The 26,805-nt window shown below is 41.5% G+C and carries 23 protein-coding genes; 10 read left to right on the top strand and 13 right to left on the bottom strand.

What is annotated here, in order from left to right:
- Nucleotides 1–255: 255 nt before the first annotated feature.
- On the bottom strand, nt 256–606 hold the full coding sequence (locus tag HPE56_RS04745) for a 4Fe-4S binding protein (protein WP_188242630.1): 351 nt from the start codon (nt 604–606) through the stop codon (nt 256–258).
- A gap of 151 nt (nt 607–757) precedes the next feature.
- On the opposite strand from HPE56_RS04745, the gene HPE56_RS04740 reads away from it, so the two are divergent.
- The 5 genes from HPE56_RS04740 (at nt 758) to HPE56_RS04720 (ending at nt 9,553) form a co-directional block, all read left to right on the top strand.
- Nucleotides 758–2,611: a 2-oxoacid:acceptor oxidoreductase subunit alpha gene (locus HPE56_RS04740; RefSeq protein WP_188242629.1), complete on the top strand. Its 1,854-nt coding sequence runs from the start codon at nt 758–760 to the stop codon at nt 2,609–2,611.
- Nucleotides 2,612–2,616: 5 nt separating this feature from the next.
- A complete protein-coding gene (locus tag HPE56_RS04735; RefSeq protein WP_188242628.1) occupies nt 2,617–3,627 on the top strand; it encodes a 2-oxoacid:ferredoxin oxidoreductase subunit beta in 1,011 nt (336 codons plus the stop codon).
- A 540-nt stretch (nt 3,628–4,167) separates the two neighbouring features.
- Nucleotides 4,168–6,405, top strand: coding sequence for a beta-glucosidase family protein (locus HPE56_RS04730; protein ID WP_188242627.1), 2,238 nt, complete (start codon nt 4,168–4,170; stop codon nt 6,403–6,405).
- A gap of 87 nt (nt 6,406–6,492) precedes the next feature.
- Complete coding sequence (locus tag HPE56_RS04725) at nt 6,493–8,748, top strand: tetratricopeptide repeat protein (protein ID WP_188242626.1); 2,256 nt, start codon at nt 6,493–6,495, stop codon at nt 8,746–8,748.
- Between the two features lie 148 nt (nt 8,749–8,896).
- Complete coding sequence (locus HPE56_RS04720) at nt 8,897–9,553, top strand: hypothetical protein (RefSeq protein ID WP_223170191.1); 657 nt, start codon at nt 8,897–8,899, stop codon at nt 9,551–9,553.
- Nucleotides 9,554–9,628: 75 nt separating this feature from the next.
- Here the strand turns inward: HPE56_RS04720 and HPE56_RS04715 are convergent, their stop codons facing one another.
- Nucleotides 9,629–11,302 carry an AAA family ATPase gene (locus HPE56_RS04715; RefSeq protein ID WP_188242625.1) on the bottom strand — a complete coding sequence of 558 codons (1,674 nt, stop codon included), beginning with the start codon at nt 11,300–11,302 and terminating at the stop codon, nt 9,629–9,631.
- Nucleotides 11,303–11,476: 174 nt separating this feature from the next.
- A complete protein-coding gene (locus HPE56_RS04710; protein WP_188242892.1) occupies nt 11,477–13,663 on the bottom strand; it encodes an acylase in 2,187 nt (728 codons plus the stop codon).
- A gap of 179 nt (nt 13,664–13,842) precedes the next feature.
- Here HPE56_RS04710 and HPE56_RS04705 point away from each other — a divergent pair, with 179 nt between their 5' ends.
- Nucleotides 13,843–15,579 carry an ABC transporter ATP-binding protein gene (locus tag HPE56_RS04705; protein ID WP_188242624.1) on the top strand — a complete coding sequence of 579 codons (1,737 nt, stop codon included), beginning with the start codon at nt 13,843–13,845 and terminating at the stop codon, nt 15,577–15,579.
- Between the two features lie 15 nt (nt 15,580–15,594).
- Here the strand turns inward: HPE56_RS04705 and HPE56_RS04700 are convergent, their stop codons facing one another.
- The 7 genes from HPE56_RS04700 to HPE56_RS04670 all read right to left on the bottom strand — a co-directional run bounded on the left by HPE56_RS04700 (nt 15,595) and on the right by HPE56_RS04670 (nt 20,537).
- Nucleotides 15,595–15,837, bottom strand: coding sequence for a NifU family protein (locus tag HPE56_RS04700; RefSeq protein WP_109648797.1), 243 nt, complete (start codon nt 15,835–15,837; stop codon nt 15,595–15,597).
- A gap of 5 nt (nt 15,838–15,842) precedes the next feature.
- Nucleotides 15,843–16,979, bottom strand: coding sequence for an Mrp/NBP35 family ATP-binding protein (locus tag HPE56_RS04695; RefSeq protein WP_188242623.1), 1,137 nt, complete (start codon nt 16,977–16,979; stop codon nt 15,843–15,845).
- A 118-nt stretch (nt 16,980–17,097) separates the two neighbouring features.
- Nucleotides 17,098–17,433, bottom strand: a complete 336-nt coding sequence (locus tag HPE56_RS04690; protein ID WP_188242622.1) for an MGMT family protein — start codon at nt 17,431–17,433, stop codon at nt 17,098–17,100.
- The gene (locus HPE56_RS04685) at nt 17,430–18,059 is read right to left on the bottom strand and encodes a LysE family translocator (protein ID WP_188242621.1); all 630 of its coding nucleotides are present in this window, start codon (nt 18,057–18,059) and stop codon (nt 17,430–17,432) included. Before HPE56_RS04685 ends, HPE56_RS04690 begins: the two co-directional genes overlap by 4 nt.
- 3 nt (nt 18,060–18,062) lie before the next feature.
- Nucleotides 18,063–18,734: a tRNA (guanosine(46)-N7)-methyltransferase TrmB gene (gene trmB, locus HPE56_RS04680; RefSeq protein WP_188242620.1), complete on the bottom strand. Its 672-nt coding sequence runs from the start codon at nt 18,732–18,734 to the stop codon at nt 18,063–18,065.
- A gap of 70 nt (nt 18,735–18,804) precedes the next feature.
- On the bottom strand, nt 18,805–19,851 hold the full coding sequence (locus HPE56_RS04675) for a sensor histidine kinase (protein ID WP_188242619.1): 1,047 nt from the start codon (nt 19,849–19,851) through the stop codon (nt 18,805–18,807).
- The gene (locus tag HPE56_RS04670) at nt 19,851–20,537 is read right to left on the bottom strand and encodes a response regulator transcription factor (protein WP_188242618.1); all 687 of its coding nucleotides are present in this window, start codon (nt 20,535–20,537) and stop codon (nt 19,851–19,853) included. Before HPE56_RS04670 ends, HPE56_RS04675 begins: the two co-directional genes overlap by 1 nt.
- Before the next feature lie 244 nt (nt 20,538–20,781).
- Between HPE56_RS04670 and HPE56_RS04665 the strand changes: the two genes are divergently transcribed.
- The 3 genes from HPE56_RS04665 (at nt 20,782) to HPE56_RS04655 (ending at nt 22,626) form a co-directional block, all read left to right on the top strand.
- Nucleotides 20,782–21,090, top strand: coding sequence for a T9SS type A sorting domain-containing protein (locus HPE56_RS04665; RefSeq protein WP_188242617.1), 309 nt, complete (start codon nt 20,782–20,784; stop codon nt 21,088–21,090).
- A 175-nt stretch (nt 21,091–21,265) separates the two neighbouring features.
- A complete protein-coding gene (locus tag HPE56_RS04660) occupies nt 21,266–21,589 on the top strand; it encodes a T9SS type A sorting domain-containing protein (RefSeq protein WP_188242616.1) in 324 nt (107 codons plus the stop codon).
- Between the two features lie 56 nt (nt 21,590–21,645).
- Entirely contained in the window at nt 21,646–22,626 is a 981-nt protein-coding gene (locus HPE56_RS04655) for a LuxE/PaaK family acyltransferase (RefSeq protein ID WP_188242615.1), read from the top strand.
- 21 nt (nt 22,627–22,647) lie between these two features.
- On the opposite strand, the gene tyrS is transcribed toward HPE56_RS04655, so the two are convergent.
- Nucleotides 22,648–23,943, bottom strand: a complete 1,296-nt coding sequence (gene tyrS / locus HPE56_RS04650; protein ID WP_188242614.1) for a tyrosine--tRNA ligase — start codon at nt 23,941–23,943, stop codon at nt 22,648–22,650.
- Nucleotides 23,944–24,046: 103 nt separating this feature from the next.
- Here tyrS and HPE56_RS04645 point away from each other — a divergent pair, with 103 nt between their 5' ends.
- Nucleotides 24,047–25,057 (top strand): NAD-dependent epimerase/dehydratase family protein, encoded by a 1,011-nt coding sequence (locus tag HPE56_RS04645; protein ID WP_188242613.1) that lies wholly within the window; start codon nt 24,047–24,049, stop codon nt 25,055–25,057.
- Here HPE56_RS04645 and HPE56_RS04640 read toward each other — a convergent pair.
- Both HPE56_RS04640 and HPE56_RS04635 read right to left on the bottom strand, forming a co-directional pair.
- The gene (locus tag HPE56_RS04640) at nt 25,038–25,466 is read right to left on the bottom strand and encodes a DUF4296 domain-containing protein (RefSeq protein WP_188242612.1); all 429 of its coding nucleotides are present in this window, start codon (nt 25,464–25,466) and stop codon (nt 25,038–25,040) included. The two genes, HPE56_RS04645 and HPE56_RS04640, sit on opposite strands and share 20 nt — an antisense overlap.
- A complete protein-coding gene (locus HPE56_RS04635; protein ID WP_188242611.1) occupies nt 25,466–26,803 on the bottom strand; it encodes a dihydroorotase in 1,338 nt (445 codons plus the stop codon). The genes HPE56_RS04640 and HPE56_RS04635 overlap by 1 nt, the downstream gene beginning before the upstream one ends.
- Nucleotides 26,804–26,805 lie beyond the last annotated feature (2 nt).

The raw sequence follows: 26,805 nt of genomic DNA, 5'->3' as shown, positions 1-26,805 counted from the left end.
AGAGACAGTTGTACGGGCAGACTATGACATTTGTCAGGTTAATCAAAAGAAAATAATCGGCTAACGCCTGTAGGGACGGAAGAGTTGTGATGAAACAAGAACATAAGAATCCTGTTCCATTTCCAGTGCGGAACATATTGCACTACAATATAGAAGAAAGAAATGATCGGGTTTTATACCCAGTAAAAAATGGGGTATTTCATAAAGTATAAAATACCCCATTCGATAAACCTTAAAGGAGGAATGACTATTAATCTATTCCCCGTGCAACCAAGTTTTTTTCTCTAACAAGGTCTCCTCTGTCTCAACATGGTCCTCATCAGGAACACAACAATCAACAGGACAAACCGAAGCACATTGTGGTTCATCATGGAATCCTTTACACTCAGTACACTTGTCGGTTACGATAAAATAGAACTCATCTGAAATAGGTTCATTCTCGGAGTCAGCATCTACTTCCCTACCATCAGGTGTAGTTACCGTACCACTTAAAGCGGTCTCATCGGAATAAGCCCATTCTTGATCTGGTTCGTAAATCGCATTGTTTGGGCATTCAGAAATGCAAGCATCACAATTAATGCATTCATCTGTAATTTTTATAGCCATTTTGCTTAATTTTATTTAAGATAACGAAGTTAGTATATAGGATAATACCTTTTAATGATAAATATCATATTTCGAAACTTAAGGTGAATTAAATTTTAGTCCCTAAATTTACCAAAAATTAATAGAATTCGTTTAAGAAAAATAAAATCATATGATTGCAACCACAGAAAAGAAAAAGCAGAAAGTTATAGATGCAGTAATCATCCGTTTTGTAGGTGATTCAGGAGATGGTATGCAATTAACGGGCACCCAATTCTCCGATACATCGGCAATGTTCGGCAATGATGTTGCGACATTCCCCAATTATCCGGCAGAAATAAGGGCCCCACAAGGTAGTTTATATGGGGTTTCAGGCTTCCAAGTACATATCGGCAGTGTTGAAATCAACACACCTGGCGATGATGTAGATCTATTGGTGGCCATGAACCCTGCAGGCTTAAAAACCAATTTACACGCGCTTAAACCGGGGCACACGGTTATAGTGGATACGGATTCCTTTACCAAAAAGAACTTGGAAAAGGCCCTTTATGATAGTAATCCACTGGAAGATGGAAGTCTCGAGAACTATAGGGTCATAGAAGTGGCCATGACTTCATTAACCAAGGAAGCCTTGAAGGAAGTGGAAGGATTGGACAATAAAACCATTACCCGTAGTAAGAATATGTTCGCCTTGGGAATGGTCTACTGGATGTATGGTCGCTCCAGGGAATATACCACGGAATTCTTCAACAAGAAATTTAAAAAGAAGCCCGAGGTCATCGAGGCGAATACCAAGGTATTGAACGCAGGTTTCTATTTTGCCGAAACCTTGGAATTGATTCCCAATGCCTATACCATTGCCCCAGCCAAAATGGCTCCGGGCACCTATAGGATAATCATGGGGAACCAAGCCACTGCTTGGGGCTTTTTGGCAGCAGCTGAAAAATCAGGATTGGAATTGTTCTTGGGATCATATCCCATTACCCCGGCCTCCAATATTTTACACGAATTGGTAAAACACAAACACTTTGGGGTTAAAACCTTACAAGCAGAAGATGAGATTGCAGGTATAAGTTCTGCAATCGGGGCCTCTTTTGCCGGTGATTTGGCCATAACAACAACCTCAGGGCCCGGATTGGCCTTAAAGGCAGAAGCCCTAGGATTGGCCATGATGATAGAATTACCCTTGGTCATCGTGGATGTACAGCGTGGTGGACCTTCAACCGGGTTACCGACAAAGACAGAACAATCAGATCTATTACAGGCCATGTATGGTAGAAATGGTGAAAGTCCGATTATCGTAATCGCGGCAAGTACCCCCTCCAATTGTTTTGAATATGCCTATGAAGCTGCAAAACTGACCATAGAACATATGACACCCGTACTGTTGTTAACCGATGGTTATATCGCTAATGGATCGGCACCATGGAAAATAAAATCCGTGGCCAGTATGCCCGAAATAAAGAACAACATCATCAAGGAAGCTGAAGAAGATTGGCACCCTTACAATCGGGATAAGGACACACTAGCAAGAAATTGGGCCATCCCTGGAGTCCCAGGCCTGGAGCACAGAGTCGGCGGTTTAGAAAAAGACCGTGTATCGGGCAATGTATCCTATGTCCCTGAAAATCATGAGTACATGACAAAAATAAGGGCCGAAAAAGTAAAAAGGGTCCAAAACTACATACCGGAAATTGTTCCTGAATTTACCGAGGAAGGGGATTTATTGGTCGTAGGATGGGGAGGTACTTATGGTAGCTTACATTCGGCGGTAAAGGAATTGAATGAAGAAGGATATAACAATATCGGATTTGCACATTTCAACTACATTAACCCCTTGCCTAAAAATACGAGCGAAGTATTCAGCAAGTACAAGAAAATAATCGTTTGTGAGTTGAACAGTGGACAATTCGTCAAAGTATTGAAAATTAATTGCAGTGAATTCAATTTTCTTCAATTCAACAAAATCCAAGGTCTGCCATTCGCGAACAATGAATTGGTGGAAAAATTTAAATCTCTAGTCTAATAAATATGGAAGCAGCAGTAAAAGAATATACTTACAAGGATTTTGCAAGTGACCAAGAGGTACGATGGTGTCCTGGTTGTGACGACTATGTAATTCTAAGGTCCATGCAAAAAGCACTTCCTGAAATGGGGGTGAAAAAAGAAGATGTCGTCTTTATTTCAGGAATTGGGTGTTCTTCACGTTTTCCTTATTATATGGACACCTACGGGATGCACGGTATCCATGGTCGGGCCCCAGCCATTGCAACGGGTCTGAAATTGACGAATCCAGACCTAAGTGTTTGGGTAATCACAGGTGACGGTGACTCAATGGCCATAGGTGGCAATCACTTTATACATGTGTTGCGAAGAAATATCGACCTGAATATCGTCTTGTTCAATAATGAGATTTACGGACTCACCAAAGGGCAGTTTTCACCAACCTCATTAGTGGGCCAAAAGACAAAGTCATCACCATATGGCAATACACAACCTCCTTTTTCCGCAGGGGAATTGGCTTTGGGGGCACATGCCCGTTTTTTTGGAAGAATATCAGGAAATACACCCAAGGAAATGACCCAGATTTTCATCGATGCCGAAAAATTCAAAGGAACCTCGCTCATCGAAGTTTTACAAAACTGTCCCATATTCAATGATGGCGCCTATTCCAAATTCAACGATAAGGCCGTCAGGGAAGACCGAATGCTTTTTGTCGAACATGGCAAACCCATGATCTTTGGCAAGGAACGCAACAAGGGACTGGTCTTGAATGGCTTAAAATTGGAAGTTGTGACTATAGGTGAGAACGGAGTAACGGAAACCGATATTTTGGTTCATGACGCCAAGGAACAAGACCCTACCTTGCACCAGATGTTAGTACGCATGGAATATCCCATGGTTACTGGTATCATTAGAGCTTTTGATGACGTCACCTTGGAAGAAAGGGAAGATGCCCTTACCGCACAAGTCAAATCGGATTCGAACTTTAAGAAAACCGACGATTTGTTTTTCTCTGGCGATATTTACAATGTATTTTAATCTTTCCCGTAAAGATTGAATTGTCAACGGAAACAAAGATCATATTGGAAAAAACCCTATGCAAGGGATTGGCACTTGGATTTAATGTAAACTAACGTTACAGGTCCGTTCAAACCATTCCCTTACATGGGGTAATATCCTACCTTTTCCACATGATGGCCATTCACGATTTACTTTCAGCTGTTTTAACAGCAAATCGATGGTAACCCATCTTTCTTCATGCATTCCATTATGAATTTCAGTCCTTACCCAATAATATCCAATGTAAGGCACCAAGGCTATCAACAATAAATCCACAAGCAGAACCGATAACCTATACGCTCAACAACACTTATTGGATACAAGGTCTGCACATATACTCCAGCGGGTAATAAAACCTCCTTGTTTAGGGGTTAAATAAGCATTGAAAATTTGTATTTTTACTGCTTCGTATACCATCCATATCGTTTAAACCCTACACCAAGGATTAAACCTTTAATAAAGATGGCACACAAGGGGATTCCCAATAGTAACAACGATTTAATTATCAATCAAATTCAAATGAGTACAAAGCATGTCTTTTTATTGTTTTTAGCGGCAACATTGTCAATTATCTCATGCAATGATGGCATGAAAACCACTAAGGTGGAAACAACAATAAAAACAAAATTCCAAGGAAAGGAAATTAGCCTGGACAACGAAAAAAAAATAGATTCACTTATTGCCTTAATGACCCTAGAGGAGAAAGTAGGGATGTTGCATGGCCAAAGTATGTTCGCCAATGGTGGTGTGGAACGCTTGGGCATACCGAAACTACATATGACCGATGGCCCATTAGGAATTCGTGAAGAAATATCACAAGATAGTTGGGCCCCGGCAGGCTGGAACAACGATTTTGCCACGTATTATCCTGCTGCGGGAAGCGTGGCTGCCACATGGAACCCTGAATTATCCTATAAATTCGGCAACAGTGTTGGACAAGAAGCAAGAGCCAGAAACAAGGATATGTTACTATCACCAGCCATCAATATAATCCGAACCCCACTGGGTGGCCGTACCTATGAATATTTTACCGAAGACCCTTTTTTAAACAAGAAACTGGCAGTTCCCTTTATTGTGGGTATTCAGGATAATGATGTCATGGCCTGTGTCAAGCATTTTGCCGTAAACAATCAGGAAACCAACCGCGATTTTGTCGATGTGAATACCGATGAACGCACTTTACGGGAAATCTACCTTCCCGCTTTCAAAGCTTCGGTTACCGAAGCCAATGCCTATAGTGTAATGGGTGCCTATAATAAGTTCCGGGGGGATTTTCTTTGCGAGAACGATTATATGCAGAACAAAATCCTAAGGGATGAATGGGGATTTAGGGGCATCGTAGTTTCCGACTGGTCCGCCGTGCATAGCACCGTAAAGACTTTGGAAAACGGACTTGATATTGAAATGGGAACCCGAAAACCATTCAATGAGTATTTCCTGGCCGATAAATTAATAGCCGCAGCAAAGGCCGGGGAGATTTCGGAAGAAGAAATAGACAAACATGTTCGCCGGATTCTAAGGGTGCTATTTCAGGTTAAAGCCATTGACAGTACAGCTAGGACAAAAGGAAGTCTGGCCACGGAAGAGCACTACAAAGATGCCTATGATATCGCGGCAGAATCCATTGTTTTATTAAAGAACGATAGTAACCTATTGCCCCTGCAATTAGAAGAGGTCAATTCCATAGCCGTAATTGGCAACAATGCAACCAAAAAGAATGCCTTGGGCGGATTTGGTGCCGGGGTGAAAACAAAAAGGGAAGTAACACCTTTGGATGGACTTAAGAATAAACTACCTGAAAATATCAAGATAAACTATGCCGAAGGCTATTTGGAAAGATATACGCAGAACGACAACGATCAAAAGGCGGAACTTACATTGAACACCCCTAGAACCGTAACCGAATTAGATACAGACAAATTAAACGAAGCATTGGAAGCGGCAAAAAATTCGGATATGGCCATTATTTTTGCGGGATCCAATCGTGATTATGAGACAGAAGCCTCTGACCGTAAAGACCTTTCCCTACCTTTCGGACAAGAGGAGTTGATCCAGAAAGTCCTTGAAGTCAACCCGAACACCATTGTTGTTATGATAGCCGGCGCTCCATTTGACATCAATATGATTAAAGAGAAATCATCTACCCTTATTTGGAGTTGGTTCAACGGTTCTGAAGGAGGCCATGCCTTGGCTGATGTCATTTTAGGAAATGTAAACCCTTCTGGAAAACTACCATGGACCATGCCTAAAAAAATCGAAGATTCCCCTGCCCATGCTACACATAGTTTTCCAGGGAACGAATCAGTCACCTATAAAGAGGGCATATTGGTGGGTTACCGTTGGTTCGATACAAAAAAAATAGAACCATTATACCCTTTTGGTTTTGGTCTATCCTATACCGATTTCGAGTTTTCCGATATTTCAACAAGCAAGGAATTGTATACAGAGGAGGATGAAATCCAAATAAATTTTACAATCAAAAATATTGGGGACCGCGACGGGAAAGAAGTGGCCCAACTCTATGTTTCCCATCCAGGATCGGCTGTGGAAAAGGCAGCAAAGGAATTAAAAGGATTCAAAAAAGTCTTTGTAAAAAGCGGGGAATCACAGAATACCGTAATCAACATTCCCGTTAAGGAATTGGCTTATTACCAAGAAGCATCAAAAAATTGGGTAGTGGAAAAGGGAACATATATCCTAAAAATCGGAAACTCTTCAAGAAATATCCTTCAAGAAGTTTCAATCAAAATAAATTGAAAAAGGAATTATGTAAATCGTATCAATTTCGATTGAAAGAAAAAAACCGGTTTACGAAAATGTCCTTTTATACATAGCATATTCATAATGAACATTTTTTTACGCATCATTACTGTATTCATTTTAATTGTTTTTATCTCCTGCAAGGAAGATAAAAACCAAGAGTACATTGAGATACCTCCCGAAGACCTGAATACTATTTTCGCATCGACCCATCAAATTCCCGATGCTGATTTCTTAGGGGACGATGCCTGCAAAGAATGTCATCAAAAGGAATATAAGGATTGGGAAGGCTCGCACCATGATAAGGCCATGCAATTGGCCAACAGGGAAACCATATTGGCCGATTTCAAAGGGGAAAAATATACGAGTCAAGGCATTACATCCCGGTTTTACAGTAAAGGGGACGATTTTTTCGTGAATACCGAGGGACCCGATGGCAAGTATCATGATTATAAAATCATCTATACCTTTGGCGTAACCCCTCTACAACAATACATTGTTGAATTCCCTAAAGGCAGATTCCAATGTCTTAGAACTGCCTGGGATTCCGTAAAGAACAAATGGTTTGATCTGTACCCTGATTTTAAGGTCGTTCATTCCGAATGGCTTCACTGGTCAAGGGGTGGTTTAAACTGGAACACCATGTGTTCGGATTGCCATTCGACCAATGTCAGAAAAAATTATGACCCAAAAACAAAAGGCTATGATACCAAATACGCCTTGATCAACGTGAATTGTGAGGCTTGTCATGGCCCCGGCAAGGATCATGTTGAAAAAGCCTCCCAATTGGGGGAGAACTATAAAACATCCGGTGCCATGCATATGACATCAAAAACCAATCCCAAGGAGTTGGTGGATCAATGTGCCAGATGTCACATGCGACGTGAACAAATTTCGGAATTCTTCAATTTTGAAGGGACGATGTTAGACCATTATTACCCGCAATTGATTACCGATCGCTTGTATTACCTCGATGGTCAGATTCTTGATGAGGACTATGTTTACGGTTCCTTTGTCCAAAGTAAGATGTACCAGAACAATGTCAAATGTTCTGATTGTCACAATTCGCATTCCCTTGAGCTTAAATTCAAAGGCAATGATTTATGTGCCCAATGCCATATTCCCGAAAAATACAACACTCCGGAACATCATTTTCATGACGTTGATTCAGAGAGTGGGCAATGTATAAATTGCCATATGCCCGGCCGTTATTATATGGGTAATGACTTTCGAAGGGACCATAGCTTTAGAATACCAAGACCCGATTTAAGCCTAAAATATGACACTCCGAATGCTTGTGTCGGTTGTCATAAGGACAAGGACAATGAATGGGCCTGGGAAGCCTTTAAGGAGCAATATGGCACACCGGATTACACTCATTTTTCAGAACTTCTGGCTCCAGGTCTTCATGGCGACCCTAATGGAAAGGAAGCCCTTTTGAAATTAATGCACGATACCCTTCAGCCTGAGATTGCACGGGCATCTGCCGTAAACGGGCTACAATATTATATCAACGCGAATGACCTCAACAATCTAATGACCTATTTAGAGGACTCTTCCCCTATGGTCAGAGGGGCCACTCTCGACGTTTTGGGCAATATCAATACCACCGATTACGCGACGTACCTCTTACCGCTACTCAAAGATGGCAAAAGATCCGTAAGGGTCAAAGCCTTTTATGCCTTAGGTGACCTAAAGGAAAACCAAATTCCGGCCCAGTATAAGGAAGTCTATGCAAAAGTTAAAAAAGAGTTTTTTACCTATTTGGACGCTACTGCCGATTTTGTAGGGGGATTGGCCAAAAAAGCCAATTACTACCTTAAGAAAGGGGACCTACCCAAAGCCATAGATAATTATGAAAAAGCATTGGAAATAGACCCTCTGAATAATATGGTCAGAACCAGTCTAGCCAATTTATATTATAGAAATGGTACCTTGGACAAGGCCGAAAATACTTTTAAGATAGTTATTGAACAAGAACCCGATTACGGACCAACCTATTACTCTTTGGCATTGTTATTGGCCGAACAAGGAAGAACCGATGAAGCGGTTACACAACTCGAGAAAGCCATTACATATATGCCGGAAAACATGAGGGTATATTACAATCTCGGTTTGTTGTATGATAAGGCTAATGAGCGGGTAAAGGCCAAAAATACACTGCTGAAAGGATTAAAGGTTTCACCGACCAATGAGGATCTGTTATACACCTTGGCATTTTTCTATTCAAAATACGGCGAAACCCAAAAAGCCAAGGAAATCGGCAACCAACTTGTTCAGTTATATCCGAACAATACAAATTACAAGGCATTCCTGCAGCAATTGGAAGGAGTACAATAAAGGATATGATAGTCGTATTAAAATACCATGATTCTTTTTTTGTATGCTAAGATGTTCCCCAACCATAACAACTAAACGAAATTAACAGGGCTTTAAGTCCCTATGGCAGGGTAATTGCTATCTTTATTCCGAAATTTACGGCTAAGTAATGTACATAAGAACTGTTTTAATTTTTGCTTTATTGCTGATGCTGTCCTTCCATGCGACGGCACAAACCGATATTCCAAATAGTACCCCATTGGAAATCGGACCACTTACGACCCCCGATAACAACAATAATACATCCCAAGGTGCTGCCTTGAATATTCCTTCAATAATTGACCCTAAGCCCAATATCAATCTAAGGGATTCACTCACCAGAATGCCTGTTAATATGAATCTTGATAATGGAATGCTCCAAGCTGGCCATAATTTAAAACTGGACCCAAAAATAAGGAGCTACGAGAAACAGGGAGGTTCCAAGGAAAAATTCGGCGATCAGTATTTAGGTGATATCAAAAGCAATGGAAAATTCGTGGGCATCGTCTGTCGTGACCATGAATACGTGGATGGCGACCGTGTAAAAATCTCATTGAACGGTGAAATTGTAGACTACAATGTGCTTTTAACCGCTAGCTTTAAAGGAATAAACGTAGACTTGGAGAAGGGCTTTAACCGTTTGGATTTTGAAGCACTGAACGAAGGTTCTTCCAGCCCTAATACCGCACAGGTCGATGTGTACGATGATTTGGGGAATTTGATCTATTCCAATAAATGGTTATTGTCCGAGGGCTCTAAAGCCACGCTGATCATTACCAAAGAGTAGTTATGAACTGGCTAGGATGCTATGGCCAATACCTAAATTGGACCGGGAGTTTTCCTAAGGGGTTACATCCGTAGCTTACAAAAAAGCCAATGCCAATTTAATATCCTCATAATCCACTTTCCCATTGAGTGCAAAATGTAAGGGCTTCAAACTTGTGGTATCTTCCTTTAGTTTCTTTTTGGCGTTTGCAACTTTTTCAAGCAGTTCGGCATCCGGTCTGTAAAAATCAAGATCCTCGTTCGGGTGATCTTTTCGCAATCGAATCAAATGACCAGCGACGGTTCCTTTGGATAATCCGCGCTCTTCGGCAATTTTTTCCAATGGCATTTTTTGTTTTAGGTACCCCAAGGTGATTTCATAAGTCGAAAGTTTTTTCACTTTCTTCTCCTTAATTTTTTTTGAGTGCTTTTTGATTTCGTCACTATTTGTAAGTCCACCACATGCTTTGATAAATTGCCTCGTTTCTTCTTCCAAAGTTTTATCATCATACTCGGCATCTACGATTTGGGAAAGTTCCTGAAAACGTATATCGGCCTTGAGTGCGAGTCCATCGACCCTTAGGGCCATTTCATTAAACCCCGAAAGCTGTAAATTCTCAATATTCCTCAAACGGGAAAGCGCCACATAACCCTGCCCATGTTCAAAGGTTTTCGAAAGATCTATCAATGCGGTATCCAAGGTCATACCCTGACATTTATGAACGGTAATGGCCCATGCCAATCGTAGGGGTATTTGGTCCAAGCTTGCCAACACCTTACCAAAATCATCATGTATACCCCAGGTTTCTTGCTTTACGGTTATCCTCTTTTTATCAAAAGTCTTTACAATAGGAAATCCCTCTTCAGTAAAATCGATAACCGTACCCAAAGTCCCATTGACATAGCCTTGTTCAGGATTATTGCGGACGAACATGACCTTGGCATCTATTTTTAACACGAGAAACTCATGGGCCAAAACGGATTTCTTCAAGGTCTCTACCAATTTTTTATTGCCTTTGGTAGCCGCTTTGAACTTTCTTGAACGGCCAGACAGTTTTTCCAACTCTAAAGTGTTTAGCCGATCTACATCCATATTATGCGTAAACAATTGGGTCGGTGTTTCCTTTTTACCCAAAACATTTGTCTCTGCTTTCTTAAGTAGTTCTATGCTCCGAGACGAAATAGCTGCCGACCGGATCTCACTTAAAATTCCGTTAAGGACATTATCTTCTTCTTGACGATATTGTTCGGTCAAATAACATATTTTTAAATCCGCATTTAACCATGCTTGGGACATAAATGAAAATTTGTCCTTACTTTTCTCATCGTACCTTCCTATTGGAGGCAATTGAAAAAAATCGCCACATAATACAATCTGTATACCCCCGAAAGCCCGATCGTCCTCCTTAAAAAAACGAAGTACCTCATCGACCATATCCAATTGATTTTTATGCAACATTGAAATCTCATCAATGATAAGGATCATAGCCTCCTCCAAATGTTTTTTAAGATATTTCTTGGTGCGCATGGTCACCAAATTGGCCCTGGTCAATCTTTCCTTAATACCAAATCCCGCCCATGAATGTATGGTCATTCCATTCATGTGGGTGGCGGCAATCCCAGTAGAAGCCGTAATTGCCACGGGCACCTTACGCTCCTTCAAATAAGCGATATATTTATTGAGCACATAGGTCTTTCCCGTACCAGCGGAACCTGTCAGGAAAACATTTTTGCCCGATTTTAAAATCGCTAGCGCTTTTTCTTGTTGCATTATCCAATGATTTGAACCACTTCAAAATTAGTAGCTTTTAAAAGTAAATACTTTTGGAAGATATCCATTAAATCCCTAAAAACAAATCCCTAAATACAATTGCATAGGGCTACGGTTGCTTCCTGCGTTTAGGTCAAGTGGTTTTTAAAGCAACCTTGATATTAAACACAGTAATCACCTCTTTTCTCCAGGTTTATAGGTCTTTTTTGCTTTTTTCAGGACATCTTCCTTGTAATAGGCAACATCTTTGAACTGCATATTGGCGTAACGTTCGATTTGATCATTGAAATGAGGGGATTCGGGGTCGCCACTTTCCCCGCCGGCCAATATACTTTTGGCCTTAACGCGGTCACCAAATTCGACAACGGCTACAAAGCTATTGCCACGAGTGCCATAGATTTTTTTCGTGTTGTTGGTATACTGTGCCCCATAAGCCGCCAAAGCTCCCCAACGCCCTGAGGCGAAACCGATCGGAATACTGGGTTTGGCATCATCAAAAGGTTGACGAATAGCCCCGTTGAGGCGTTGATAACGGTTCACTTCACCCCAGGGCATTTCCCAAGTACCAAAATCCTTCTCCAATCCGGATACTACCGATTCAAACAAGGACAACATTTCTTCCGATGACATGTATTTTTCCACATGGTTGAACAATTCCATTTGGGTAGGCTGTTTTTGGGTTTTTAGTGAACGGCTCCAGTTTAAGACCTTTGTACCGTAATAATGGGCCAAGGTCATGGCCACCGATTCTTTTGAAGTTTTGAAATCCCACTTACGCATAACGTTCATAGCCGCTCCCAATCCAGGATGGGCATCCCGATGCTTGCCATAGGCCGTGACCAATGTAGGAATCAATTTTTCAAAAGCGGGCAAATAAGGGTCATGGGCCAGTTGGATCAAACTATCCAAGGTATAACCGCTTCTATCCTTTAGAAGACCTATAGCATGTACCCCCCGAAAGTTCTCCCGGTCTAAAGACATATAGGGAGGATAGTTTTCCTTTTTCGGACTAAATTCCAAAGCAGCGGTATAGGGCGTGGAATTGCAATTCTGCAACCAACCGTTTTCTGGGTTTAGCAGTAAGATATTCTCATCAACCGTATGTAATCCTTGCCAATCCGTTTTAGGATTACTTCCCTCAACAGGCTGGGAATAATCGAACTGGGTGTCCCGTTTAGGTACAAAATTCCCATGAAAATAAGCAATGTTACCCCCTGCATCGGCGTAGACCGTATTGTTCGAGGAATTGGTACGGATATCCATCATTTTCCGAAACCCTACATAACCGTCCTGCTTGGTGCGGATATAGGATTGCTCAAGGGCTTTTACAGGTTCCCACATCATGGCGGAGGCAGTCCATTGCCCGTCGACCATGTGGGTAATAGGACCGTGATGGGTACGATAGACAGGAAATACTTTCGCCAATAATGTATCACCTTTCTTATACCGTAATGTAATTTTCGATTCCTTGACTGGGCGTAATTCCTCCCCATATTGGTATAGTAGACTATCTTCTATTTTTACAATGGACTCTTTGAATTCATCCATCACATCGGTATAGGTAGACGTATGCATCCATCCTGTTTTTTCATTGAATCCCTGATACACGAAAAACTGTCCCCAAGTCACTGCCCCATAAGCATTGAGTCCTTCCTCACTGACCACATGTACCTCTCCCCGAAAATAAAACGAGGTATGCGGATTGATCAAAAGCATTGCATTACCCGATTTTGTCAATTTTCCAGAAATCGCTATGCCATTCGACCCTTGGGGCTCGGCTGTTTCCTTTTCTTTTTTGATTTTAAGCTCCTCCATTGCTTGGATCTGCATACCGCTTTCATAAAAAGCCTTCACCTTTTCGGTTGATATACGCTCAATATCCCCTCCGATGGAACCTTCACTAAAATACATGGGCATCCATGGTTCAAAGTGGGTCAATAGTCTTGGTTGAACTTCAGGGTGTATATATAAATAATAATTAATCCCATCGGCAAAGGCATTGCATAACTTCTTCAACCATTCCGGACTACTTTCATAATTGGCCTTGGCCTCTTCCTCTGTCATGAATAATTTAGCACGCAGATCGCTGTACAGGGCTCCCTCCCCATCTACCTCAGCCAATCGGCCCGTAGCCCAAATATAATTTTGTTCTACACGGTTAAAATCATCCTCGCATTGAGCATATAGCAATCCGAAAACCGCATCCGCATCCGTTTTTCCATAAATATGGGGCACGCCAAAATCATCCCTGATGATTGTAACATTATCGGCTTGGGCCTCCCAATCGGCAAGTTCCGTCACTAGTTCTTCTGTTTCGCAGGAACACAATCCCAAAAAAATCAAAAAATAAAATATCCGCATATCATTGGTTTCTATAATATTAAAAAAATTAGACATCAATCGACTTGGGTGTTGTGAATGTAATGGACTGTACATTGAAATGCTAATTTTTACACAAAAAACCACTCCGTAATAAGCTCAGATTCGAATCCCGATTTTTTTGGAGTAACTTGCAGGCTCCTAAAATTGAAACCCTATAAATGTCGCATAAAAAAGTAAGTATACTAACTGCCTTTAAAACCATTATTTGGCCTAGAAGGAATCTAGTATTTATTGGCTTGTTATTGATAATCATCAGCAGGGCAGCAAGTTTTGTTACCCCAGTCGCTTCCAAATATCTGATTGACGATGTTATTGCCAACAACGATGTTCAAATGCTAAAGGTATTGGTCGCAGTAGTTATTTTGGCAATTTTAGTACAGTCGGTCACCTCTTTCCTTTTGACCAAAATCCTAAGCGTACAAGCCCAATATATGATATCGGAATTAAGGGCCCAGGTTCAGAAAAAAGTACTTTCGTTACCCATTAGTTACTTTGACAACGCCAAATCCGGGGCTTTGGTTTCTCGGATAATGTCCGATGTCGAAGGGGTACGTAACCTTATTGGCACAGGACTTGTACAGTTGGTCGGTGGTATTATCACGGCTATTGTATCCTTGGTTCTATTACTTCGGATCAGTCCCGGTATGACCCTATTTACGTTTATACCCTTATCGGTTTTCGGAATAATCGCACTTAAGGCGTTTAAGATCATTCGTCCTATTTTTCGCAATCGTGGTAAAATCAATGCGGAGGTCAAAGGCAGATTGACAGAGACCCTGGGAGGTATTCGCGTAATCAAGGGATTCAATGCCGAAGAACAGGAGCATAAAGTGTTTGAGGCCGGGGTTGAGGAATTGTTCCAGAATGTAAAGAAAAGTTTAACCACAACAGCCTTCATGACCAGTTCCTCTACCTTCCTAATCGGTATTGCCACCACGGGCGTCATGGGTTTTGGTGGTTATAAGATCATGCAGGGTGAACTGACTATTGGGGATTTATTAATGTTCACCGTGTTGTTGGGAACCATGGTAGCCCCTATCGTACAAATGAGTAATATAGGAAGTCAATTGACCGAAGCCTTGGCCGGATTGGACCGTACTGAAGAGTTGATGAATATGACACCGGAGGCTGATGAAACCCAACGTACCATTGTATTGGATGATGTTAAGGGGGATATGGCCTTTGAGCATGTTTCCTTTGCCTATGAGGAGGACAAAGAGGTACTTCACGATATATCGTTTGAGGTTAAATCGGGATCCGTAGTGGCATTGGTCGGGAGTTCAGGTTCTGGCAAAAGTACCATTGCGGGTTTGGCGGCCAGTTTTCTAAATCCGCAATCGGGTCAGATTCGAATTGACGGTAAAGATCTCTCCAAGGTGGATCTTAACAGTTTTCGCCAATACTTAGGGGTCGTTCTGCAAGACGATTTTCTGTTTGAAGGTACCATTCGTGAGAATATATTATTCCCTAGGCCCAGTGCCAGTGAGGAAGAATTGATAAGTGCCGTAAAAGCCGCCTATGTTGGCGAATTTACCGATCGCTTTGATGATGGCCTGGACACATTGATCGGAGAGCGTGGTATTAAACTATCCGGCGGACAACGGCAACGAATCGCCATCGCCAGGGCCGTTCTTGCCAATCCCCGAATACTGATATTGGATGAGGCTACCTCTAACCTGGATACTGAAAGTGAGGCTTTGATCCAAAAAAGTTTGGCCAAACTCACCGAAGGGCGTACTACTTTTGTGATTGCCCATAGGTTGAGTACCATTCGAAAGGCAAATCAAATCCTAGTCATAGAAAATGGGATAATCGCAGAACAGGGAACACATGACGAACTTATTGCCAAAGAAGGCCGTTACTATAATCTGTTTACGTATCAGGCCAGGATTTAAGAAGACAAAAATAGACTAATCAATAATATTGATTACCTCCTCAATTTGAGGTGCATATTTCTTAATGGTCATTTCCACCCCGCTCTTTAAGGTCATTTGATTTACAGTACAGCCTACACAGGCCCCTTGTAACCTGACCTTGACAGAACTATCGTTATCTATCGAAATAAGCTCAATATCACCCCCATCACTTTGTAGAAATGGACGAATTTCCTCAAGGGCTTTCTCAACATTGATCCTTATATCATTCGATGTCATACGCTTTACTTATTTACTGTAGAGCAACCAGCCATGGTTGTGATTTTTATAGCCTCAGTAGGAGGCAAATTTTCGTTTCTGTTTACCATTTCCTGAACAACCTTCTTGGTAATATTTTCAAAGGCGGTTGCAATTGGACTGGATTCCTGCAATGCGGCAGGACGACCTACGTCACCTGCTTCACGAATGCTTTGCACCAAGGGAACCTCCCCTAAAAATGGAACATTTAAATTTTCAGCCAAATTTTTGGCCCCTTCCTTACCAAAGATATAATATTTATTATCAGGCAATTCATCAGGAGTAAAATAAGCCATATTTTCAACAATACCCAAAACCGGAACGTTGATACTTTCCTGTTGGAACATCGCTACCCCTTTGCGCGCATCCGCAAGTGCTACCTCTTGGGGGGTACTTACGACCACGGCACCGGTTACCGGCATCGCCTGCATAATACTCAAATGGATATCCCCAGTGCCTGGAGGTAAATCGATCAATAAAAAATCGAGATTGCCCCAATGGGCATCAAAGATCATTTGATTAAGGGCCTTGGCAGCCATGGGACCTCTCCAGATTACAGCCTGATTGGCATCGGTAAAGAATCCTATGGACAATAATTGAACCCCATAATTTTCAACAGGTTTCATTTTAGACTTGCCATCTATGGTAACAGCCAAAGGTTTTTCTTGGGCAACATCGAACATTATAGGCATTGATGGACCATAAATATCCGCATCCAACAATCCTACACTAAAGCCCATTTTAGATAAGGTAACCGCTAAATTCGCCGTTACTGTGGATTTACCCACTCCCCCTTTACCTGAAGCCACCGCTATAATATTCTGGATACCCGGAATCGGTTTTCCCTTAATTTCATTAACCTTGGGATTGGCCGGTGCATCAACGGTAAGGTTTATTTTTATCTTGGCTTTCTCATAGACTTCTTGATGAATGATCTTAAGAATTTCGACTTCCGTCTTTTTACGCGCCTGAAGGCTCGGATTGTTAATGGTAATATCAATTTCAACCTCATCGCCGAATATCTGCACATTCTTTACGGCGCCACTCTCTACCATGTTTTTACCTTCCCCAGGAACCGTAATATGCTCTAAGGCTTTTAAGATATCTTGCTTGTTCAATTTCATAGCGGTAATTGTTCTTAAAATAAATTCAATCTAAAAAAACAAAGATACGCCTTAGGGCTGAGAAGCTAAAGTTATTGTATTGAAAAGTATCATTCAGAAATAGAGGATTCCTATAGTATCAATCCAACTCCTTAAAAGGGTCCCAAAAGCGTTTTTCAAAATCGATAATCTGATTATCCACAACTTCAACGCCTTCACTTTCGAGCAGTTGCTGCATAAGGTTTGTCCCGTCAAAGTGATGTTTCCCGGTAAGCAACCCTATTTTGTTCACAACCCTATGCGCAGGCACATCGGGCATGTTATGTGATCCGTTCATAGCCCAACCGACCATTCGCGCACTGCGGGCAGCACCGAGGTATTTGGCAATGGCCCCATAGGAGGTCACCCTTCCATACGGGATGAGCTTGGCAACCTCATAGACTTTTTGAAAAAAATTGGTATTATCAGGTTTCATCGGTTAAAAATCCTATAAATGGTAATCAATAGAAGGACGACCATTAACGCACTTAATATATAGTTTGAATTCTTGGAGAATCGATCGGTCTTGTTCTCTAACTTATTGAAATACACCGTATACATATAAAGGACCGAAAAGGTTCCCCCACCTGCAGCCAAAACAAATACCAAGATATCCCAAACTTCGAAATTTATCCACCCCGAGGCATTCCACATAATATTCAATCCACTGTAATAGGGTATGGTCAATAAATTAATGGCCGCCAAAAGCATGCCTTTATAGAAGCTGTTGCGTTTACTGATGTTGACCTGCTTTACAACCTTCTTTTTATTGCTCCTTGCTGCCATAAAGAAGTAAATCGCCAAAAAAGCGAATACCAACACGGCGATTTTAAGTAAAACCTCGACAACGGTAGGATTTCTGTGTAAATATTTAGAAATATAAACCGCTATCACAGCCTGTATCATGATCATGGTAGAGACACCCAGACTGAAAACAATCCCATTCAATTTCCCTTTTTCAACGCTCGTTTTTGCCGCATTCATGTTCAAAAGCCCAGGCGGAACCGTAGCCATGAACGCCGCTGAAAAGGTGACAAAAAAAAGAATAAGCAGATGTGTCATGGGTTAATTTATCCGGAACTTGATATAGGTTATTGGTTTATCTTGTTCAAGATACTGCTTTTCGTAGAAAGTTTGTATTGATAATACTTCTTTGGGGCTACCTTCATTCTTATACACATCATGATTCGCATAGACCACTTCGCGACCCGAGCCATGCAAAAGCCCTAAAGTATAGCCATGCATAAACTCACTATCGGTTTTTAAATGGACCAATCCGCGGTCAACCAATATCTGTGCATATTTTTTAAGAAAAACCTCATTGGTCATTCTATGTTTTGTGCGCTTGTATTTTATTTGTGGGTCTGGAAAGGTAATCCAAATCTCGGCCACTTCATTTTGGTCAAAAATCCGATCTACAAGTTCAATTTGTGTCCTAAGGAAGGCCACATTGCCCATGCCATCCTCGATGGCTGTTTTTGCACCCCTCCATAAACGGGCTCCCTTGATATCGATTCCTATAAAATTCTTATCGGGATACATCCGGGCCAACCCCACCGTGTATTCCCCTTTGCCACATCCCAATTCCAATACTATCGGGTTATCATTGCCGAAATGGGTGTTCCAATTCCCCTTTAGTGGGAAGGAACCATCCTCTATTTCCTTCCTATTGGGTTGAACCACATTTTTGAATGTCTCGTTTTCCTTAAATCTTTTCAGCTTGTTTTTGCTTCCCACTGCACGTTATATTAAATCTTGCGGCAAATCTAAGGAAATACTTTTTGGCAAAATCGACTTGCCCTTTGTTTTAGGAATGGCTTCTTTCCAAAGTAAAGGAAAATTCAGATCCAACCCCTTCCGCGCTCTCAACATATATTTTTTCACCATGGGCCTCCATAATATGCTTGACAATGGAAAGCCCCAAGCCTGATCCACCCTCAGCCCTACTACCACTTTTATCGACCCGATAAAACCGTTCGAACAATCTGGGTATATGATTCGCGGCAATTCCTTCACCGTTATCGGTTACCCGAACGATCACTTTATTCTTGATCAAGTTCTCAACGCTTACTTCCGTAGTACCGTTTTCTTGCCCATATTTGATTGAATTCACCAATAGATTGGTCAAAACCTGCTGTATCTTATCGCGATCGGCATACACCATGATCGGGTCCTTATATTCCATATCGAAGGTCAATACAATCTTCTTTTTGGCCGCTTTCATTTCAAACAGATCGAAAACATTCTCAATCAGTTCAATGATATCGAAATCTAACCGTTCCAGATTCAAATCACCAACTTCAAGTTTGGTGATCATATCCAAGTCCTTCACAATATAGATAAGGCGCTCAACCCCTTTACTCGCCCTTTGTAAATATTTTTTACGGATGTTCTTGTCTTCCATGGCCCCGTCGAGCAGGGTCAAAATGTACCCTTGTACGGTAAAGAGGGGGGTTTTTAATTCATGGGAGACATTGCCGAGAAAATCTTTTCGGTAAGCTTCCCTGATTTTCAGGGTGTCGATTTCAATTCTCTTGTCTTTGGCGAATTTCTCTATCTCCGCCGTAAGTGTCTTCATATCCGTGGTTATAGGGCCAGAAGTAAGACTGGTCGACTCCAATAGGGCCACATCATCATATATTTTCTTTATTCTCCTGTATATGAATTTTTCTATCCGCATCTGTAAGACAATCAATGAACTCACAAATGTGGTTACCGCAAATACCCCAAGAAGAATAAGGTTTAAGGTTTCAAAAAACCAGAGTAGACCGAAAAGCACCAAAGAGGAAAATACGGTAATAAAGAATGCCGACCTTAAGGCAAACCTATAGGACTTTTTTAAATGGGTAGCCATTATAGCACAAACTTATAGCCCACACCCTTAACGGTCTTAAAATGTTCGTCACCGATTTTTTCACGAAGTTTCCGAATATGAACATCAATCGTACGCCCACCGACAACAACCTCATTGCCCCATACCTTATTCAAGATCACTTCACGCTTAAACACCTTATTGGGTTTTGAGGTGAGCAGGGACAATAATTCGAACTCTTTTCTAGGTAAGATGATCTCGGTACCGTTATTGACAATTTTATATTCTTCCCGGTTGATCACAATATTCCCAACCTTAAAAATCTCCTCTGCCACGGCGGTCTCTTCCTTGAACCTCCTGAGAAGTGCCGTTACCTTACGGACCAAAACCTTGGGTTTGATCGGTTTTGTAATATAATCATCAGCTCCTGCATCAAAACCCGCCAATTGGGAATAATCTTCGCCACGGGCGGTAAGGAAGGTAATAATCGTATTTTCCAACTCAGGGATTTTACGGATAATACCACACGCTTCGATACCATCCATTTCGGGCATCATTACATCCAAAATAATCAAATGGGGCAATTTTTTCTTTGCCATGGCCACACCCTCAACACCATTTTTAGCAGTAAAAACCTGATAACCTTCCGCAGTGAGGTTGTAGGCGACGATTTCCAAGATGTCAGGCTCATCATCGATCAAAAGTATTTTAAGGTCCTTCTTTTTCATTTATAGATTGAATTCATTACTAAGCGTAAAAGTAAAGATAATACTATTACACGGAACCCTTTGGGAGGCCCATCAATTCGTAACGTTATCATAACATTTAGATTATGAAAAGGTTACACACCCCCGAAGATCAATTCACCTACTTATGCATTTCATCGATTTTTTATTGCAATACCAGTGCTACACCAACCATCAAGTACAAATATTAGTATATTTGTGGTATACCATTTGCTATAAACTCTATATGAAGAAACTATACTTCGTTTTCTTTTTACTTTTTATTTCGATAGGCCACGCACAAGATGCGAAGCCCAATGGGGATATTGATGGTTTTAAATTATATCCCAACCCCGTTACCAATGGAAAGGTATATATCATTACCACGGAAAAAGCCCCTAAAAAAATCCTGATTTTCGATGTCTTGGGAACACAGGTTATGGAAACCACCCTACTTAGGGAAGAGTTGAATGTTTCTGAATTGGATGCCGGGGTCTATGTACTACGCGTATTTGAAAAAAACAAAATCGCCACCAGAAAACTGATTATTAAGTAGTTATTCCCTTTTTAAGGTGTTAAACCGGGAATCACCCTTTCGATGAAAAGCAAAAAACATCGACAAAAAGCACCTCTACTGTTATTCACCTACATTTTATCGAAATTCACAACAATTCTAAATTGCAAGAAACCCCTTTCATTACCTTTATGGTGTTGATCCCAAATCAATACTTATGAAAAAAATCTACGCTATCCTACTTATGCTATGCTCCTTTGTGTTTTATGCGCAAGAATCCGTGGATTTCACAATGGCCCGAAAAGAGGAAATCCCAGGCTTTAAACTTTATCCCAATCCCGCATACGACGATGTAGTCTATGTGACTACCGAGAAAAACGCCCGTAAGGAAATTATCGTCTATGATGTCTTTGGCGAGGTCGTCTTAACCGAAAGAACCACCAATACTTCCTTGAACATTTCCAGATTGGTACCTGGGGTGTATGTGATACAGCTCACTGAGGACAACAATACCATTACCCGAAAACTGGTAGTGAAATAAGTCCCGTTTTAGCTGAAATCAATTTGTCGTATCATTATCTTTGTGGTCAGAAACCAATGATCGACACTACCCAAATATTCAACATCAGCACTGAAAAGGAGTTTGAATCCATGGCACTCGACGTATTCAGGTTTCAGCTGAGGAACAATTCCGTATACAAGGAATTCTGCCATTATTTGGACAAAACGGAATCCAACGTCAAAGAACTTAAGCAAATTCCCTTTTTGCCTATTGATTTTTTCAAATCAAAAAAAGTCGTTGCGACCAAAGACCAGGAACAGATTGTATTTTCGAGCAGTGGAACAACGGGACAGGTGACCAGCAAGCATTACGTGACCCAATTGAAACTGTATGAGCAAAGCTTTACCAAGGGGTTTGATCATTTCTATGGAGATGTCTCCCAATATTGCATTTTAGCCCTTCTGCCCTCCTATTTGGAACGCAATGGATCTTCATTGATCTACATGGTCAATGATCTGATTGAAAAAAGCAACCATGCAGACAGTGGATTTTATTTGAACGAAATTGACGCATTGGTCGAAACCTTGACCAAACTCGATAACCAAGGCGTAAAAACATTGCTAATCGGTGTTTCTTTCGCTTTATTGGATGTGGTTGAAGAACACACTTTGCAACTTAACAATACGGTGGTCATGGAAACGGGTGGCATGAAAGGCCGACGAAAAGAATTGATCCGGGAAGAACTTCATGATGTCCTGAAAAAAGGCTTTGGGGTATCGGAAATCCATTCTGAGTACGGTATGACGGAATTGCTTTCCCAGGCTTATTCCAAAGGAAATGGCGTTTTCAAAACCCCGCCTTGGATGAAAATACTTATCAGGGACACCGAAGACCCATTGAGTTACCTCCCCGATGGAAAAACGGGCGGAATCAATGTCATTGACCTTGCCAACATCAATTCCTGTTCGTTTATAGCAACACAAGACCTTGGCAAGAAATCCAAAAACCGATCCTTTGAAATATTAGGTCGTTTTGACCATTCCGATATTCGTGGCTGCAACCTAATGGTCATGTAATTTGATCCATAAAATGCTCCACTAACCAACCACTAAAAGAAAATAATTCTTTTTACCGCGTTGTAACAATACGAACTTATCGCTAATCAAGTCCTTGGCAGTTATCAAATAATCCTCCTTGACTTTTTCCTTATTTACCGAAATCGAATTTTGTTTCAGCTCCCTTCGGGCCTCCCCATTGGAACCTAAAAATCCTGTTTTGGCCGCTAAGGCCCCAATCATATCCAAACCATTATCCAATTCCGACATTGGGATATTAGCTTGGGGCACACCCTCAAAAACATCCAAGAATGTCTTCTCATCCAAACCTTTCAAATCTTCCGAAGTTGATTTTCCGAAGAGGATATTACTCGCCTTCTTGGCATTTTCCAAATCTTCCTGGGAATGTACCATAACCGTGATCTCATCGGCCAAACGTTTTTGTAGGAGCCTTAAATGTGGCGCTTCCCCATGTTCGGAAATCAAACCATCGATCTCCTCTTTTGTTAGGAAGGTAAAAATCTTGATATATTTTGCGGCATCTTCATCGGAAGTATTCAGCCAATATTGGTAAAACTTATAAGGTGAAGTCCTATTGGGGTCCAGCCAGACATTACCGCCCTCTGTTTTTCCAAATTTCGTACCGTCGGCCTTGGTGATCAAAGGACAGGTCAAAGCATAACCCTTACCGCCTCCGATTCGTCGAATCAACTCGGTACCCGTGGTGATATTCCCCCATTGGTCACTACCCCCCATTTGAAGGGTACAGTTATTATGCTGATACAGATGGAGAAAATCATAGCCTTGAACCAACTGATAGGTAAACTCTGTAAAAGACATACCCTCTTTGGACTCACTGGACAACCGTTTTTTAACGGAGTCCTTAGCCATCATATAATTTACAGTGATATGCTTCCCTACATCCCTGATGAATCCCAAAAACGAAAAGTCCTTCATCCAGTCATAATTATTGACCAAGATCGCCGCGTTTTCAGCGTTACTATCAAAATCCAAAAACTTACTTAATTGGGCTCTCAGTGCTTCTTGATTTGCACGCAAAGTATCCTCATCCAGCAAATTCCGTTCCTGTGATTTTCCCGATGGATCACCGATCATGCCCGTTGCACCTCCCAATAAAGCATAAGGCTTATGGCCTGCCAATTGAAAGTGACGTAGCATCATTACCCCAACCAAATGACCAATATGAAGTGAATCTGCCGTAGGGTCTATCCCCACATAGGCCGATTGCATACCATTCATTAGATGTTCTTCGGTGCCTGGCATAGCATCATGTAACATTCCTCTCCATCCTAATTCTTCGACGAAATTTGTGTTCATTTCTGTATTTATTTTGATAACAACTGCAAATATAAAAGGAATTACATTGCCTTTCCCTATTTGAAATTGGTTTTATTAGCCTTCATTTACCTAAATTTGGACTATGGTTTTGGTAACAGGAGGTACGGGATTGGTTGGGGCGCATCTTTTGTTGCATTTGCTTCAAAACAACGCCAAAGTCCGTGCAATTTACAGGGAGGGTAGCAATCTGAAACAAGTTGAAAAAGTCTTTTCTTACTACGTAGAAGAAAAAGCTTCAGAGCTTTTTGACACTATCGATTGGGTATTGGCCGACATCAATAACGTTCCTGCTTTGGAGACTGCATTCAAGAATGTGGATTACGTTTACCATGCTGCCGCACTAATTTCATTTGACCCTAAGGATTATTACAAACTAAAGAAGGTAAATGCCCTAGGCACTGCCAATATTGTAAACCTTTGCCTGTCGAATAAAGTCAAGAAACTGTGTTATGTGAGTACCATCGGGGCGATTGGAAAAAGTGCAGAAGGCCATAAAGCCACCGAGGAAAATGATTGGTCTGGCCAAGAGGCAAATGTGTATGCGCTAACGAAACACAGGGCCGAGATGGAAGTTTGGCGTGGTTCGCAAGAAGGTCTAAACGTTGTTATCGTTAATCCGGGTGTAATTATTGGCCCGGGGTTCTGGCAACAAGGCAGTGGCAATCTTTTCACGATCGCCAACAATGCCAAAAATTACTACCCGCCGGGAGGCACTGGTTTCATTACCGTGAACGATGTTGTTAAAATGATGACCACCCTAATGCATTCAGAAATTGTCAACCAACGATTCATTGCCGTTGCTGAAAACATAACCTATAAAGAGATATTGGCCATATTGGCAAAAGCGTTGGGAAAAAAAGCTCCATCCAAAATATTAAGGGTATGGCAATTGAATTTGGCCCGGTTTTTTGACTATTTACGAAGCCTCATGATCGGAGGAAAGCGAAAGATCACCAAGAAGACCATTAAGTCCTTAATGCAACCGGAGGTCTATGATAATGAAAAAATCAAAGACACACTTGGATTTCAATTTGAGGACATGAAGGAAACCATCAACTTTTGTTGTAAAATATTCAAGGAAGAGAATCCTTAGCCTCTTTTGTATTTTGTTTTTTTATGGGACTTTTTTTAATCCTATTGACCAACAACAAACTGTCCTTTATCTTTTTTGCCTCAGTCATGCTATCTTTTATTTTATTGAGAAGCTCCTCGACTTCCACGTACATCGCCTCATATTCTTTTGGCAAGGATGCGTAGTACGTATCGCTGGTGACAAATTGCAGGCTATCTATTTTATATTTTTCAAAAACGAAACGTGTAGGTTCAATATCCTGTTCCTCCAATATCTTTGGGTTGGCATTTCTAGCCGCATTTAAAATGGCCAAATCACTAAGGATATCCACCATTTCATCCTTGGGTATTAAACCATCCGGTTCTTTGATCAGTTTATCCCCACAGGAACACAAAATCAGAACAAAAACAAGCACTATTAAATTCTTCATTACGACCTGTTGAAAGTTAAGCGTTTTGCATTTCGCTGTTTTGAGAACTCCCCGTGTTCATAGGCCAAATGTCCATTTACAAAGGTATGCGTGATTTTTGAGGTAAAGACAGTTTCTTCGAAAGGGGACCACCCACATTTATAAGCAATATTTTCCTTGGTGACCTTCCAGGGATCGTCCAAATCGACCAAAACCAAATCGGCATAATACCCTTCCCGGATAAAACCCCTTTTCTCAATATCAAATAATACTGCTGGATTATGGCACATTTTCTCGACCAATTTTTCCAAGGACAGCATTTTCCCATGGTATTTTTGAAGCATTGCGGGCAATGCGTGTTGTACCAATGGGCCTCCTGAAGGGGCCTGGGTATACACATTGTTCTTTTCTTCCAAGGTATGGGGCGCATGATCCGTGGCAATGACATCGATACGATCATCAAGTAGCGCTTCCCAAAGTTTACTGCGGTCCCCAGCCGATTTTACCGCAGGGTTCCATTTGATCAATGTGCCCTTAGCATCATAGTCCGCATCTGAAAACCAAAGATGGTGTATACATACTTCCGCGGTAATCCGCTTTTGCTTTAACGGAATGTCATTACGAAACAAGTCGGTCTCAATACCCGTCGATAGATGGAAAACATGAAACCTTGCTCCGGTTTTCTTCGCCAAGGCAATGGCTTTTGAGGAAGAAAGGTAACAAGCCTCGGCACTTCGGATCAGCGGATGGCATTTTATAGGAATGTCGTCGCCGTATTTTTCCCGATATTCGGCCAAATTTCGTTTTATGGTGGTTTCATCCTCACAATGTGCGGAGATAACCATTTCGGTATTCCTAAAGATGTTTTCGATAACCACCTCATTATCGACCAGCATGTTCCCTGTGGAAGAACCTAAAAAGAGCTTAATACCCGAACAGGCATTCTTGTCCAATCGTTTTATTTCTTCCAGATTATCATTGGTACCCCCGAATAAAAAAGAATAATTGGCAAAGGAAGTTTCTGATGCCCGTGCGAATTTTTCTTCGAGTTTTTCAATGGTCGTAGTTTGGGGGTTGGTATTCGGTTGTTCCATAAAGGAAGTAATCCCCCCGGCAACGGCGGCCCTACTTTCCGAGGCAATATCACCCTTATGGGTTAGCCCCGGCTCCCTAAAATGAACTTGATCATCGATAAGGCCTGGAAGCAGGAACTTACCAGCTGCATCGATAACCTTGGCGTTGGCATCGCTAATGGATGGGGCTATCCTAAGAATGATCTCGTCCTCGAGCAGCACATCGGATTCATAAACCTTGTTCTCATTGACAATATTCACATTTTTAATCAGAACCCTACCCATAA

This window comes from Maribacter aquimaris, from assembly GCF_014596745.1.
GTDB lineage: Bacteria > Bacteroidota > Bacteroidia > Flavobacteriales > Flavobacteriaceae > Maribacter_A > Maribacter_A aquimaris.
Note: the sequence above shows the minus strand (reverse complement) of the source record. Positions and strands in the feature narration are given on the sequence as shown.

Coding starts and splice junctions, on each gene's coding strand:
- HPE56_RS04640 (WP_188242612.1), bottom strand. CDS start 25,466: ATGAAGAATTTAATAGTGCTTGTTTTTGTTCTGATTTTGTGTTCCTGT.
- HPE56_RS04735 (WP_188242628.1), top strand. CDS start 2,617: ATGGAAGCAGCAGTAAAAGAATATACTTACAAGGATTTTGCAAGTGAC.
- HPE56_RS04710 (WP_188242892.1), bottom strand. CDS start 13,663: ATGCGGATATTTTATTTTTTGATTTTTTTGGGATTGTGTTCCTGCGAA.
- HPE56_RS04725 (WP_188242626.1), top strand. CDS start 6,493: ATGAACATTTTTTTACGCATCATTACTGTATTCATTTTAATTGTTTTT.
- HPE56_RS04705 (WP_188242624.1), top strand. CDS start 13,843: ATGTCGCATAAAAAAGTAAGTATACTAACTGCCTTTAAAACCATTATT.
- tyrS (WP_188242614.1), bottom strand. CDS start 23,943: ATGAACACAAATTTCGTCGAAGAATTAGGATGGAGAGGAATGTTACAT.
- HPE56_RS04715 (WP_188242625.1), bottom strand. CDS start 11,302: ATGCAACAAGAAAAAGCGCTAGCGATTTTAAAATCGGGCAAAAATGTT.
- HPE56_RS04635 (WP_188242611.1), bottom strand. CDS start 26,803: ATGGGTAGGGTTCTGATTAAAAATGTGAATATTGTCAATGAGAACAAG.
- HPE56_RS04740 (WP_188242629.1), top strand. CDS start 758: ATGATTGCAACCACAGAAAAGAAAAAGCAGAAAGTTATAGATGCAGTA.
- HPE56_RS04685 (WP_188242621.1), bottom strand. CDS start 18,059: ATGACACATCTGCTTATTCTTTTTTTTGTCACCTTTTCAGCGGCGTTC.
- HPE56_RS04645 (WP_188242613.1), top strand. CDS start 24,047: ATGGTTTTGGTAACAGGAGGTACGGGATTGGTTGGGGCGCATCTTTTG.
- HPE56_RS04660 (WP_188242616.1), top strand. CDS start 21,266: ATGAAAAAAATCTACGCTATCCTACTTATGCTATGCTCCTTTGTGTTT.
- HPE56_RS04665 (WP_188242617.1), top strand. CDS start 20,782: ATGAAGAAACTATACTTCGTTTTCTTTTTACTTTTTATTTCGATAGGC.
- HPE56_RS04675 (WP_188242619.1), bottom strand. CDS start 19,851: ATGGCTACCCATTTAAAAAAGTCCTATAGGTTTGCCTTAAGGTCGGCA.
- HPE56_RS04745 (WP_188242630.1), bottom strand. CDS start 606: ATGGCTATAAAAATTACAGATGAATGCATTAATTGTGATGCTTGCATT.
- HPE56_RS04655 (WP_188242615.1), top strand. CDS start 21,646: ATGATCGACACTACCCAAATATTCAACATCAGCACTGAAAAGGAGTTT.
- HPE56_RS04695 (WP_188242623.1), bottom strand. CDS start 16,979: ATGAAATTGAACAAGCAAGATATCTTAAAAGCCTTAGAGCATATTACG.
- HPE56_RS04720 (WP_223170191.1), top strand. CDS start 8,897: ATGTACATAAGAACTGTTTTAATTTTTGCTTTATTGCTGATGCTGTCC.
- HPE56_RS04730 (WP_188242627.1), top strand. CDS start 4,168: ATGAGTACAAAGCATGTCTTTTTATTGTTTTTAGCGGCAACATTGTCA.
- HPE56_RS04690 (WP_188242622.1), bottom strand. CDS start 17,433: ATGAAACCTGATAATACCAATTTTTTTCAAAAAGTCTATGAGGTTGCC.
- HPE56_RS04700 (WP_109648797.1), bottom strand. CDS start 15,837: ATGACATCGAATGATATAAGGATCAATGTTGAGAAAGCCCTTGAGGAA.
- HPE56_RS04670 (WP_188242618.1), bottom strand. CDS start 20,537: ATGAAAAAGAAGGACCTTAAAATACTTTTGATCGATGATGAGCCTGAC.